The sequence below is a fragment of the Fibrobacter sp. UWB16 genome, from assembly GCF_900215325.1.
Lineage (GTDB): Bacteria > Fibrobacterota > Fibrobacteria > Fibrobacterales > Fibrobacteraceae > Fibrobacter.
The window spans coordinates 1,204,155-1,216,889 of record NZ_OCMS01000001.1 but is presented as its reverse complement, the minus strand read 5'-3'; the positions used below and the strand labels follow the sequence as shown (position 1 = coordinate 1,216,889).

The window sequence follows — 12,735 nt, the reverse complement described above, 5'->3', positions numbered from 1 at the left end:
GATGAAGAAAGAAAAATTCCCATGTTCAGCATTTGCTGCCGCGTTTGTCGCTTTTTCTGCAATGGCCTACGCCTACCTTCCGGGTGAATCGCGCTTTGTTTCGCTCGACGGGGCGCACGGTGTTTTCGGGAACCCGGCTGGGCTCTCGGCTTTAGATTCCAAGGGGGCTCTAGCTTCGTACCAGTTTGACGATGGCATTACGGAATTTCGCGTGGGCGGTAACTTGGACCGCATCGGGGCAGGGTTTGAATACCGCTTCAACGATAAGGGAATGGATGAATCCCGCTGGAACTTGACGCATGGCTTTCCGCTTTTTGACCGCAGCGTGTTTTGGGGCGGTCGCGTTACGGCGTTCCGCAGTGCCGATTTCAAGGGGACGGAATGGACTTATTCTCCGGGCATTTTGATTCGCCCGTTCAGCATGCTTTCGCTAGGCTATTCTTGCGATAACTTGCTGTATCTCGGGCCGTCTTCGATGGAGCGCGTGCACAACGCTGGTGCGACACTTCGCTTTGGCGATTTCTTTAGTGCAAGTTACGATGTCGAGGACTGGAAAGAACACCGCCTGCTTCTGGAACTTTCGCTTTACGGGTATCGCTTTGGATTCAAGATGCCGATTTATGGCGATGACAATGAATACTCGCTGACGCTTTCTGCTTCGTTTGGCGGGCATGTCGATGCCTCGCTGAAAATTTTTGATGACTTTTTGCCTAAAGGCGGTAGCATCGGCTTCCATACCTCTCGCAACCCGTATGCCTCGCGCTCGGCGCAGATTGTGCGTGTGCCGCTCAATATGGATGTGACCGAAGTCGAAAAGAAAATGCTCTTTTTAGGTCCTTCGTCCATTGGACTCATGAAGGTGCGTAATTTGTTTGAACATCTATTGCGCGATCCGGCGGCAGGCCTTGTGGTGCTTGATTTCTCGGGCTATAGTGGCAACTTGGCGATATCCGAAGAAATCAACCGTTACGTAAAAAAACTCAAGGCGCGTGGTGGCCTCGTGATTGCGTACATGGATGACGTGCGTCCGGCGGTTCTTATGGCGGCTGCCAATGTGGACCGCGTTGTCGTGGAGCCTTCGGCACATTTTACGTGGCTTGGGCTTGGTGGCGGAATCACGTTCTACAAGGGGCTTTTGGATAAATTAGGCGTCAAGGTGGAATTCTTGCGCCATGGTGCGTACAAGTCGGCTGTGGAACCTTATACGGCTGATTCAATGTCGGTGAACGCCCGCAAAAACATTGAAACGCTTTACAAGGATGTTTGGGAACTTGTCCGCATGCGCGTTGCCGCTCGCATGAAAAAGGGACCGGCTTCTCTCAATACGGAAAGATTGGATTCTTTGGCTCAAAAGCCCGTAATTACAGCTCTTGGCGCCAAGAAGGCGGGTCTTGCCGATACGCTGCTTTATATTGATCAGGTGCCTGCGTATGCGTTGAAGACGTTCTTTGATCTCGATGCTCCTTATGCGAATTTCAGAACGTGGACTCCGTCGAATTCCAAGATTTTTGATGAACGCTGGAATCACCGCACGAAAGTGGCACTGCTGAATATCAACGGCACGATTGATTCCCGCATGGAAGATGCTGTGCTGGATAACTTGCGCAGACTGCCCAGTTCTGGAGCGAAGGCTTTGCTTTTGCGGATTTCTTCGCCGGGCGGGAGCGCAATTGCGTCCGATAAAATCTGGGGCGCTCTCAAGAATTTGAAGCGCTTTGATATTCCTATTGTGGCAAGCATCGGAAGTTCTGGAACGTCGGGCGCCTATTACATTGCTTGTGGTGCAGATAAGATAATTGCAGAACCTTTTGCCATCGTGGGTAGCATTGGAATTTATGGCGGTAAGGTCGATGCGTCTGGCTTGATGCAGAAAGTCGGGTTGCGCAATGAACCGGTCAAGACGAATGATTATTCGGATGCACGTTCTTTTGCACGCCCGTGGACGGATACCGAAAAGGCGGCGCTCCAGGAATACATGGATGACTTCTACAATCGCTTTACGGGTGTTGTTTCGCAGGCGACTGGAATTGACCAGGCCGTGGTGGATTCTGTGTACGGCGGTGGCCGTGTAATGGTTGGCTGGAAGGCAAAAGAGGCTGGGCTTGTGCATGGCTTGGGGGGATTTGACGACGCCCTTGACGAAGTCCGCAATCTTGCCGATATCCCGAAGTCTACTGAAATTGAACTGTTGCAATTGAATACGGAGGATTCTTTTGTGGTGCCGTTTATGAATACGAAATCGTTTGGAGACTTTATCCGTGACATGGAACGCACACAGTTCTGGGCCATTGAACCGATGCTGGTTGAATAACCCCCTCGCGCGTCATCCTGAGCGTAGCGAAGGATCCAGTTAAGTCTTGAGGATTATATGTTTGAAATTGCATTAACTGTTTTTTGTTGTCTTGCTGCTTCGGCATTTTGCTCTGTGACCGAAGCCTCGTTCTATAGCGTCCCGCCTTCGACGGTGGAAGTCCTGGAGCGCCAGAAGAAGTTTACCGCGCGTTACCTGAAACACGTGAAGGATAACATCGACCGCTATATTGCTTCGGTGCTTGTGGTGAATACGGTTGCGAATACGGTGGGCGCGTCCTTGGCGACGGCCTTGGCCGTGAAGCGCTTGTCGCCTTCGGCGGCGATGCTCTTGCCGGTGATACTCACGATTCTCATTTTGCTTTTTGGCGAAATCACTCCCAAGACGCTCGGCGTTAAACAGGCGAAAGTCTGCGCACCGCTCGTGGCTGTACCGTTTTACTACATCACGAAAATCCTCAGCTGGACGGGAATCATCTGGCTTTGCCTCACGCTTACCAAGCACTGGACGCACGAGGACAAAGAAAAGAAGGACGTGAGCATCGAGGACATCAACAGCCTCGTGAGTCTCGGGCTTCGCGAAGATGTAATTGACCGCCAGCAGGCGCTTGTCATCAAGAACATCCTTTCGCTCAAGTCGCTCCCAGTGCGCCGCGTGATGACGCCGCGACAGGTTGTGTTTACGCTCTCTGCCGACAGTACGATTGGCGAGACTCTTGACGAGCGCGGCAACTGGCCGTTCTCGCGTGTGCCGCTTTACGATGGTAAAAAGGACAATTGGATTGGGATTGTGCTCCGCCGCGATGCGTACAACCAGCTTGCCGAGGGCCACCGCGATGTGAAACTCCGCCAGCTCATGCGCCCGATGCAACTCGTGCCCGACAGCCTTATGACCGACAAGTTGTTGTTGCGATTCCTCAAGCAGCGTGGGCATATCGTGGGCGTTGTCGATGAATGGGGCGCGATTGCGGGCATCGTGAGTCTCGAAGACGTGCTCGAAGAAATCCTCGGGCGCGAAATCGTCGATGAATTTGATGTGGCTGTGAACCTCCAGGAAACCGCCCGCCGCAAGTCCAAGGCGCTCGCCTCCATGCGCAAAGAAAAAAGTAGACAGTAGGGGACTTAGACGAGAGAACGCCTTTCGGCTACAGACGAGAGACGAAAGGTGCGGAATGTGTCATCCTGAGGAGCGAAGCGATAATCCAATTAGGAATTGTTGCGGTGTCATGCCCGATTGTCACCCCGGATTTATTTTCTTTGATCACTTAGTGCTTTGACGCTTTGCGTCAGCATCTTCGGCTCAATCATGACAGTCTGCAAGCAGCCTGTCGCGACACTCGCCTTGAATGCAACTAGCACTTATGTGAGCATGGTCCGCGTATGGGGACGGGGTCGCCATTAATACATTCGTTCTAAGGTAGGGACGTGTCATCCTGAGCGGAGTCGAAGGATCCAGTGAAGTCTTGGAACTGCAAAAACGGAGTGCCCTGGATTCTTCCCCTGCGGGTCAGAATGACGTTGCTTGCGTTTGTGACCATTGACTAATAACTAAAAATTACTATACTAATTGATGTAATTGTATCAATTGATAGAATGCTTAAACCGCTAAAATACTACTTTTTTCAAAAATTACACCTTTTTACCCTTGAACCCTTGCAGAAAATCATCTAAATTTACTCTGCTTTTCTCGGGGCGCCTGTGCCCCGGAATTTCACTCACTAGAGGATTTACATGAAGACCATTACGGTAAACCCGAAGACTGTCTCCCGCAAGTGGAAGCTTGTGGACGCAGCTGACAAGCCGATGGGACGCGTTGCAAGCGAAGTTGCTCGTCTCCTCATGGGCAAGCACAAGGCCATCTATTCCCCGAACGTCGACACTGGCGACTTCGTGGTTGTCATTAACGCTGAAAAGGTTGCCGTTTCTGGCAACAAGGCTCTCCAGAAGCAGTATTTCCACCACACTGGCCACATCGCCGGTGAACGTTGGATCAACTTTGCTGACCTCTTGGCAAAGAACCCGACTGCTCCGCTCGAAGCTGCCATTTGGGGCATGCTCCCGCACAGCGCTCTTGGCCACAAGATGATCAAGAAGCTCAAGATTTTTGCAGGTGCCGAACATCCGTTCGCTGCCCAGAAACCCGAAGTCGTAGAACTTTAATTTAGAACGGAGAAAACTATGGCTACAGCAAAGAATAAGAAGATCTACCGCGGCACTGGCCGTCGCAAGAACGCCATCGCCGCTGTGATTCTGAAGCCGGGTTCCGGCAAGCGCACTATCAATGGTCGTGATTTCAAGGAATACTTCCATTCTGAAGTGCAGGACATGATTGCAAATCTTCCGTTCGCCATCCTTGGCAACGCTGAAGAATGGGACGTCGAAGTTACCGCTCGTGGCGGTGGCATCGCTGGCCAGATGGGCGCTGTCCGTCTCGGCATCTCTCGCGCACTCGTTGCTAACGATGCAGAAGTGAAGCCGGCTCTCAAGAAGGAAGGCCTCATGACTCGTGACGCACGTGCCGTTGAACGTAAGAAGTTCGGCCGCAAGAAGGCTCGTAAGCACTTCCAGTTCAGCAAGCGCTAATCTGCGATTTTGCTTTTACGGAAAACCCTGGCATCTGCCAGGGTTTTTCTGTATTTGCTCCCAATACGTCATCCTAAGCGTAGCGAAGACAACTCAGAAGGCGAGCGTTGCAAAAATGAGTTTGCTCATTTTTATAACCGAGCCAAAGAGTTGGGGCTTCAGCCCAATCCAGTTATTTTTGCAAAAAAAACGCTCCCGCTTTGCGGGAGCCCTTCCTACTAGAAATTATCGTCTCTATCGAACATGTGCGTCACGAATTCCACGACGAGCGTCTCGTAGGCGTCGTCACTAAAGATCGGCTTCTGCATCAGGTCAATCGCTTCCTGCGAGAGTGTCCCCGTTTTGGCAAGTTCGGCGCCGCCCTTGCGGTACTTTTCACGGAGCATGTTCAAGCGGCGCGGCCCGCCACGGTGGTCGAGCGCACGCATTTGCGGACAGGCGATAAGCGTGTAGCCCTCGTGCCCGAGAATGATGTCGAACTGCTTGCGGACCGGCTCGTAAACCACGTCCAAGTCCATCCAGGCGCAACTCGAAAGCAGAATGATCTTTTGACCTTCTTTCTGGAACTGCAGCCCGTGTAGCGGGGTGCTCATGGCGTTAGCCCCTTCTTTGAGCTTCTGGCCCATGTACGGATGGACCATGCCCACGATGCGGTCCATCAAGACCTTCATCTGGCCCGGGACGCCAAACAGGAACAGCGGAAAACTCCAAATGACAATATCCGAATTGATGAGCTTTTCGCGGATCATCGGAACATCGTCGTCTTTCATGAAACACGAACCGTCTTCGCGCCCCCAGCAGCTGAGACAACCGCGGCACGGCTTGATGTTCATCTTGTCAATGAAAATGTATTCCGTCTCGTAGTCGCCGTTTTGTTCCAGTCCCTCGACAAAAGCCTTCGTCGGGATGAGGGTTCCACTGCGTTCCCTTTTCGGGCTAGCGACCATTACGAGAATTTTCTTTTTTTCTGCCATGCGCGCAAATTTAGAAAAATTGTGGAGGGGATTGTTCCACTACTTGTGTGATTCTGGTTGAATGTTTGATGTATTACAATAACCTTTTTAATTTGATACCTTTGAAATTCCCTACTAAAAAGCTAATTTTGGGTATGCTTGGTAAGGTTGGATATGAATAGGGGATTCCATAACAGGCTTGTTTCGCTTTTTGTTTTTCTAAGTACCTTTTTGTGGATAGCTTCTTTTTGCGCCTGTAGCAATAAAGTCCTAGATGTAGAAGCCGAAGGTCAAGCGGAACTTGCAGATGATGATCTTTCTTTGAGCGTGAGAACCTCTTTGGTAAGCGAGGGCTCTTCAAAGAGCACCTATCCGAGTTCGTTTAAGCCTGATGACAAGGAATACCCCTATGCAGGCGTTCCGCGCGTTGTGATTGAAACTGAATATCGCCAAGCGATCAACGATCGCGAAACCGAAATCCCTGCTAAGCTACAAATCTGGGGAGAGAACGAATCCGAAAGTGAAATAATGGATTTGACGATAAGGGGAAGAGGGAATACAAGTTGGACCGATGTTCCCAAGAAAAGCTATAAAATAGAATTTGAAAAGAAACAGTCGGTACTGGGTATGCCCAAAGACAAGGACTGGGCGCTTATTGCAAATTATTATGACAAGTCTTTGATGCGGAATTTTATTTCGTATCGTTTGTCTGCTGCTCTTGGGGCTTATTATGCACCGCGGTGCGAATTTGCTGAGTTGTATTTAAACGGAAAGTATTTGGGTGTGTATTTGTTGACGGAGACAATAAAGATTGGAAAGAACAGAGTAAATATTCCAAATGATGATTATTCGTATATAGTAGAAGTTGATGGAAAGTATAAAACAGGGGAACAGGTCGTTTTTTCGGATGTTTTAACTGAAAATGGTAAGGGTAAAGCTTTTAGGGTGCATGAGCCGAAAAATGCATCTGATGAAATTTTGGATACTGTGCAGAAGCATATTGAAGACTTTGAAATGTTTTTGAAGACGCTTGAGTCTGGAGTGGATAATAACGTTGAAGCGTGGATTGATGTTGATGAGGTGGCTAAACATTATTGGGTTCAGGAATTAGCAAAAAATCCTGATGCGAATTTTTATACAAGTGTGTATTTTACTTGGTGTAAAGGTGAAAAAATAAAAATGGGACCTGTATGGGATTTTGATTTGGCTTATGGAAATTATGATGATGAAAGTGTTAACTTGATAGAAGGGTGGCGTGTTCGAAATTATTGGCATTATTATTTATATCAAGATTCAAAAGCTCGAGCGCAAATAAAAAAAAGATGGAAGGATAGTTATGCTGTGATTGAATCCGTTGCTGATTCTATTGACGCCGCCTATGCTAGATTAGAAAAAGTTTCATCAAATAATTTTAAGCGATGGAACATTCTAAAGAAAGTTGATGATGAAATTTTTTCCAAATCATATTCGTCTTATAAAGAAGTTGTTGATGACTTGAAAGAATGGATTATAAAAAGAATGGAATGGATTGACCTTAATTTAAGGTAATAAGATCTTGACGTGGTCGAATATTTTCCCGCTATTGTATAAAGTGAAAACACCAACTAAAGGCCCGCGTGGTTAGGATTCTAGGGTCGTATATTCCCCTAGAAGAGCCTCGGTATGCTGGTGTTTTCCTCTTTATTTGTGTATTGCGTTCTTTATTTTTTGAGGGTCTATTCCTAAGATCGAACAGACCTTTCTTATAACTTGTTTAGAACGAGTTGTAAGGCTTTTATCAAGCTTATTTCTGTCGATTTGAGCGTAATATTCTTTTAAACATTTTACATCGTCAAAAAGGTTGGTAAATACCTCAAGAAGTATCGGACCTTCTACATTAACATCGGTAAGTGCATCCACCCCATTTTGCAATTCCTCAGCATTCCTTGCAGAGTAGTATTTAAAGCCTCGATCTTCGGCCCAGGCTTTGGCACTTGCGTTGTGACATGCTGATATATAATTAGGCAACAAATCTAGCGCAAATTGTGGTCTTTGGGGCATATGCATAATTGCTCCGCCACCATTGTTGTCCAATAATATTCTTAGGTTCTTTCTCAATTGCGGATTCCACAGAGCGTTCATATCATAGAAAAATGTTAAATCTCCAATCATCAAGTAATTCAACTTTGCTGAATTACTTGCAAAACCCACTGCAGAAGACATACAACCATCTATACCATCAGTTCCTCTGTTACAATGAATTTCTACAGAGGAATCTACGTTGTATAATTGCGCCATTCTGACGGAATTGCTATTAGCTAGGTGTAGTACGCTGTTTTTAGGAATCCTTTTTAGAAATTCCCCGACACTTTTCAAATGTCCAAATTCAAATTTAGGCTCTTCAATGGATTCGGAAATAACTTTCCAAGATTCAGAATAGTCGGATTCTTCTTTTTCATCATTTTTTTGTAAAGCAACATTTCTGAAGAATGTGAATTCATCCATTTCAAAGATATCAGTCAGCAAACCTTGATAGGGATCAACAACGCGTCCACTTTGATGAACAAACCAGTTCTGTATTTTAAAACCTTTTGTACGAAGATTTTTGACAAGACCTTTTAGCTCCGGGTTGAATGAAAAATTTGCACGAATGGAAATAATGATGTCGGGTGCAATTTCTGTTAAATCTTTTCCTGAGAGCGCCTGCAATATGGCAAATGCATTCTCAATGCTGTTTGCGGTATGACAGTTGCTCATTTTATCTGAAAGGATAACGGAATCATATTTTTTTGCAAATAATTCCAAATCATTCAATTGATTTTTTGTTGGAACAAAACCTTCACCACAAACAATAACGACCTTCTTATTTGTTAGCCGTTGCGATATATTTTGCCAATTAATTGAATCTAAATCGAATCGAGATATTTTCCGTTCTTGCGGAAGAGCTTGTGTTGTAAACGAATCCATGTGCTCTGGAATGGGAATATTTATTTGTACAGGACCGCACCCATGATGATTTAACTCCAATAGAGCTTCGTTGATCAACCTATTGTTGAACCAGGCGTCTCGTTCTGTATTGACTAATGGTAAATTGGCGACCATCTTAGCTATGTTTACATACATATTGGATTGACGGATCATTTGGTCTTCGTGTTGATCCCTAAGAGCCTCTTCTCTATCAGCTGTTATTATAAGCAGAGGCAGTTCCTGATATAAACATTCATTGATTGCTGAACAGTAGTTAGCAGATGCGGTCCCTGATGTGCAGATAATGCCGACAGGCTCTTTAGTACTTTGCATCAAACCAATTGCAAAAAAAGAGGCACTACGTTCGTCTACGACAGAATATAACTTGAAAAACGGATCACATTCCATTGAAATTACAATGGGAATGTGTCTGCTTCCAGGAGAAACAACGAATTTAGATATGTTGTGCGCTTTCAATAACGAAAGTAACTGTAAAACATTTCTTTTTTCTGAAAACATAATTATGCTCCTTTGAGGCCGAGACTTCTACCACCATCTACAATGAAATTCTGCCCTGTAATAAAAGAGGCCTCATCTGAGTTGAGGTAAGCAACCATTCCTGCAATATCTTCGGGTTTTCCGTAGTCATTAAGCCAGTTTGTCCTATGGATACGTTCTAACTTTATATCGTCAATTGTCCCTCTTTCGACAATTCCTGGGGTTACGCAATTTACCCTAATATGATTTTGCCCATATTCCATAGCGATGGACTGCATAAATGCAATTATTCCGGCTTTTGCGGCTGCATATTCTGAATAATATTTCATACCGCGCACACCAACGGTGGAGGATACCAAAATTATGTTACCCGATTGAGCTTGGGACATATATTTTAGGGCTTCACGGCTGCAAAGAATCGAACCACGAAGATTTACGTTAAGTACAGAATCGATTACAGCGGAGCTTTGATCTATTAACGGATGCATTTCGTCTCTTGCACCTCCTCCGGCACAGCAGACAAGTAGGTCTATCTTACCGCTTTCTTCTATTACAGATTTAAACGAATTAATAATGGCTTGCTCATCTAGTAAACTAAATGTTAAAGCTTTTGCTGCAAAACCATCTTTGGAAATCTCATTGACAATTGAATTTACTTTTTCAATTTTTGTACCGCATACATAAACTAGGGATCCTTCTGCAGCAAGTCTATAAGCGATTGCTCGACCAATGACTCCAGACGCACCTGTGACAATGGCTACCTGTCCCTTGAATCGGTCATTCGACTTTACTTGTATTTCGTATGGACGACAGACCTTCTCTACATAAACAATGCGTTTGCCTCGCATATAGTTCAGAGTTTTCTTAGCAATTGATTTGAGATCCATTGTGTTTCCGTTTAATTTTGTTAGTGATGATTTTTATGAGATGCTCTCGTTCGTTTTTATTGAATCCAATACCCAAGGAAAATAGTATTAGCAATATGACGCTTGTAGCGCATACTGCCATACTGCTTAATGTGCAATTTGGTAATGCAAAATGCATATATAAAGGCAAAATCGTCGCTGATAATATTACAATTGAGCAACGCAAAATTACCTCTTTGTAAAAATAAATTATTGACAGCTTTACAGCATTGCAAACAAACCAAATTCTAACAATTTGCAGAGCAATAATGATGAATAAATAGACTATTTGGGCCCAATAAGGTTCCCATCCCAGCTTAAAACAGATCCATACCAAGGGTAAGTGGGTTAATCCAATTGTTGTCAATACGATTTGGTAACTTTTTATATCTCCAGTAGCTCCTTTTGCTGATGCTAAAAGGCCTGTGAACGCATCGAAAAGGGTCAAAAGTAAAATTAAACGGACGAAAATAACAGCGTAATTTGGGACAAAACCTAACCATAACTTTAATATTGTTGGAGCCTCTAAAATCAAGGGCACAACAAAAAAGGCGACCATTAAACATGCAACTTTACAGCCTCTTAAAATGAGCTTGTGCATTTCTGTGAGTTCACCTGCAGCATATGTTTTTACAACTTGGGGATTGAATGCCATTAAAAAGTTAGAGACAAACTGCTTAACAATCCCATTAACTTGATTTGATATTCCTTGAGCGGCATTAACGCTTACTCCAAAAAAGACATTGATTACAATAGCTATTCCTTGTGTATGAATTAGATATCCAAGACTACCTACAATGGACCACGATGAAAATGATGTCATTTTTTTTAAAAGACTTTTGTCTATAGAAAACTCTTTTATTCTACATTCCTCAAAATTTCGTCGGCAATACATAAAATAGATATACTGGGTGATGCATGATTGAATAAAGAGCAGCAATGCATAAATGAATAATTTGTCATATTCAATGAATGTTAAGGAAAAGACAATAGCTAATTTTGCAGATACATCAAAAATAGCCATCCAAGCAAATGCAGACATTTTTTCATGGGCGATGATGCTTGCTGTAAAGGGTACTGAAATTACAGACGCAACAAATGAAAAAATTGAAAACTGATAAACCCAGTTTGCAATTTCCATACGTGGTTCAGGAATATTCATGAATGTGTTTACAAAATATAAGCCAAATGTTTCTGCAACAAAGATGATTATAAGTGCAACAACTAGATGTAAACATAAGGCATTTCTGATAATTTTATTCAGTTCATTTTGGTCATTTTTTCCTAATGCAACATTTAAATAACGTTGTGTTGCACTACTCATTGCCCCGTTTAAAAAAGCGAGTAAAACGACAATGCCGCCAACGACATTGTACAAACCATAATCTTCTACACCTAATGTGTTTAGCACGATGCGGCTTGTAAATAAGCTAACACCCATTGTGAAAAACATCCGCATGTACAAAAGGAGAGTGTTTTTTGCCACACGTTTGCTATTTGAATTAGAAGATGTCATTATGGATTATTTCTCCAATACTTTTTTTAGCCAATTTAACGAGAATTCGCGCATTTCGTCTAGCCTGCCAGATTCATATATTTTGAGCAAGGACTCGAATCGAGCGGAACCTCGGCTTTTGTTATATAAACATTTGAATTTTTTGCCAAAGATTATAGAAAAAACGGTTCCATGGAACGAGTCTGTGACTACATAAGACGCATCACGGAACATAGATAACCACTCTGGGACGCTTAACGAGGCTTTTGTATCTGCCTCGAAAAATTTTAGTGTTAGATTGCTTTCTTTTGCAATGGATTCACATTCTTTGTATGTTGCTTCGTTTTTGTCTAAAACGTAAGCGGCAAGAAATTTTTCTTTTTTGATAGGAACGTTTTTACATAATTCGCAATAGGTTTCTTTGCTGAGCAATAGTGTGGGATCCAATACGGTTGTTGCTTCAATTTCAAGGTACTTATTACAAAGTGCTTTGCCTGATTCTTCACGAACGCTTATAGCGTCAAATTTTTTTGCAAGCATAGCGCATTTTTTTGTTTGCCATGCCGTGAATTCCCATTCATCAACCCCGAAAGATGCTGCGTAAGCAATTCGCTTTAGGTTGCTTTGATCCTTACAAAAGTCTAGGAATGCGTTTTCTATTCGATAATTGTATTTGGGACGCCAAACTTGATCTGAACCGACGATGATTGTGTCAATTTCGTTTTGCTTAAGAATTTCAGTATTGTATGTGAAGTAGGTCTTAGTTTTATTTATATGTAATGAGACGAATTTTTCATTTTGCGGATTTCGTGTTCCTACATGGGTGTATTTTATAAATTTTCTACGTTTCCCAATGCACAGAAGGAGTATGGTCTTTATCCAGGATTTTATATATCTCCAAAGAGGAGGAATGGGCGTCTTCATATAGTCAATGGTTGTAACGTCATGTCCCATCTGCAGCAAAGCTTTTTGTAAAGCAAAGTTTTGCAACAGGCCTCCATAGTTGTCTTGTAACGGTAGTGTTAGAATTCCAATTTTCATCGAT

Annotated in this window: 10 protein-coding genes; 5 read left to right on the top strand and 5 right to left on the bottom strand. The window is 44.0% G+C overall.

Translation table 11 applies throughout. The annotated features are described in order from the left end of the window. Nucleotide 1 precedes the first annotated feature (1 nt). From sppA to rpsI, 4 genes are all read left to right on the top strand, one after another. Nucleotides 2–2,311 (top strand): signal peptide peptidase SppA, encoded by a 2,310-nt coding sequence (gene sppA / locus CRN95_RS04990; RefSeq protein ID WP_235002883.1) that lies wholly within the window; start codon nucleotides 2–4, stop codon nucleotides 2,309–2,311. 57 nt (nucleotides 2,312–2,368) lie between these two features. Then, complete coding sequence (locus CRN95_RS04985; protein WP_097020246.1) at nucleotides 2,369–3,427, top strand: hemolysin family protein; 1,059 nt, start codon at nucleotides 2,369–2,371, stop codon at nucleotides 3,425–3,427. Nucleotides 3,428–4,041: 614 nt separating this feature from the next. After that, nucleotides 4,042–4,470, top strand: a complete 429-nt coding sequence (gene rplM, locus CRN95_RS04980; RefSeq protein WP_014545714.1) for a 50S ribosomal protein L13 — start codon at nucleotides 4,042–4,044, stop codon at nucleotides 4,468–4,470. A gap of 18 nt (nucleotides 4,471–4,488) precedes the next feature. Next, the gene (gene rpsI / locus CRN95_RS04975; protein WP_014545713.1) at nucleotides 4,489–4,893 is read left to right on the top strand and encodes a 30S ribosomal protein S9; all 405 of its coding nucleotides are present in this window, start codon (nucleotides 4,489–4,491) and stop codon (nucleotides 4,891–4,893) included. 218 nt (nucleotides 4,894–5,111) lie between these two features. Here the strand turns inward: rpsI and CRN95_RS04970 are convergent, their stop codons facing one another. Beyond that, nucleotides 5,112–5,867 (bottom strand): flavodoxin family protein, encoded by a 756-nt coding sequence (locus CRN95_RS04970; protein ID WP_097020245.1) that lies wholly within the window; start codon nucleotides 5,865–5,867, stop codon nucleotides 5,112–5,114. A 153-nt stretch (nucleotides 5,868–6,020) separates the two neighbouring features. Here CRN95_RS04970 and CRN95_RS04965 point away from each other — a divergent pair, with 153 nt between their 5' ends. Beyond that, nucleotides 6,021–7,394, top strand: a complete 1,374-nt coding sequence (locus CRN95_RS04965) for a CotH kinase family protein (protein ID WP_097020244.1) — start codon at nucleotides 6,021–6,023, stop codon at nucleotides 7,392–7,394. Nucleotides 7,395–7,526: 132 nt separating this feature from the next. Here CRN95_RS04965 and menD read toward each other — a convergent pair whose 3' ends face one another. Genes menD through CRN95_RS04945 form a run of 4 tightly spaced genes read right to left on the bottom strand, consistent with a single transcriptional unit; the run spans nucleotide 7,527 to nucleotide 12,731 of the window. Then, entirely contained in the window at nucleotides 7,527–9,311 is a 1,785-nt protein-coding gene (menD, locus tag CRN95_RS04960) for a 2-succinyl-5-enolpyruvyl-6-hydroxy-3-cyclohexene-1-carboxylic-acid synthase (RefSeq protein WP_097020243.1), read from the bottom strand. 2 nt (nucleotides 9,312–9,313) lie between these two features. Continuing rightward, nucleotides 9,314–10,177, bottom strand: a complete 864-nt coding sequence (locus tag CRN95_RS04955) for an SDR family NAD(P)-dependent oxidoreductase (protein ID WP_097020242.1) — start codon at nucleotides 10,175–10,177, stop codon at nucleotides 9,314–9,316. After that, entirely contained in the window at nucleotides 10,155–11,711 is a 1,557-nt protein-coding gene (locus CRN95_RS04950) for an oligosaccharide flippase family protein (protein WP_097020241.1), read from the bottom strand. The genes CRN95_RS04955 and CRN95_RS04950 overlap by 23 nt, the downstream gene beginning before the upstream one ends. Before the next feature lie 6 nt (nucleotides 11,712–11,717). Further along, complete coding sequence (locus tag CRN95_RS04945; RefSeq protein WP_097020303.1) at nucleotides 11,718–12,731, bottom strand: polysaccharide pyruvyl transferase family protein; 1,014 nt, start codon at nucleotides 12,729–12,731, stop codon at nucleotides 11,718–11,720. Nucleotides 12,732–12,735 lie beyond the last annotated feature (4 nt).

Coding starts and splice junctions, on each gene's coding strand:
- CRN95_RS04950 (WP_097020241.1), bottom strand. CDS start 11,711: ATGACATCTTCTAATTCAAATAGCAAACGTGTGGCAAAAAACACTCTC.
- rplM (WP_014545714.1), top strand. CDS start 4,042: ATGAAGACCATTACGGTAAACCCGAAGACTGTCTCCCGCAAGTGGAAG.
- menD (WP_097020243.1), bottom strand. CDS start 9,311: ATGTTTTCAGAAAAAAGAAATGTTTTACAGTTACTTTCGTTATTGAAA.
- CRN95_RS04945 (WP_097020303.1), bottom strand. CDS start 12,731: ATGAAAATTGGAATTCTAACACTACCGTTACAAGACAACTATGGAGGC.
- rpsI (WP_014545713.1), top strand. CDS start 4,489: ATGGCTACAGCAAAGAATAAGAAGATCTACCGCGGCACTGGCCGTCGC.
- CRN95_RS04985 (WP_097020246.1), top strand. CDS start 2,369: ATGTTTGAAATTGCATTAACTGTTTTTTGTTGTCTTGCTGCTTCGGCA.
- CRN95_RS04970 (WP_097020245.1), bottom strand. CDS start 5,867: ATGGCAGAAAAAAAGAAAATTCTCGTAATGGTCGCTAGCCCGAAAAGG.
- CRN95_RS04955 (WP_097020242.1), bottom strand. CDS start 10,177: ATGGATCTCAAATCAATTGCTAAGAAAACTCTGAACTATATGCGAGGC.
- sppA (WP_235002883.1), top strand. CDS start 2: ATGAAGAAAGAAAAATTCCCATGTTCAGCATTTGCTGCCGCGTTTGTC.
- CRN95_RS04965 (WP_097020244.1), top strand. CDS start 6,021: ATGAATAGGGGATTCCATAACAGGCTTGTTTCGCTTTTTGTTTTTCTA.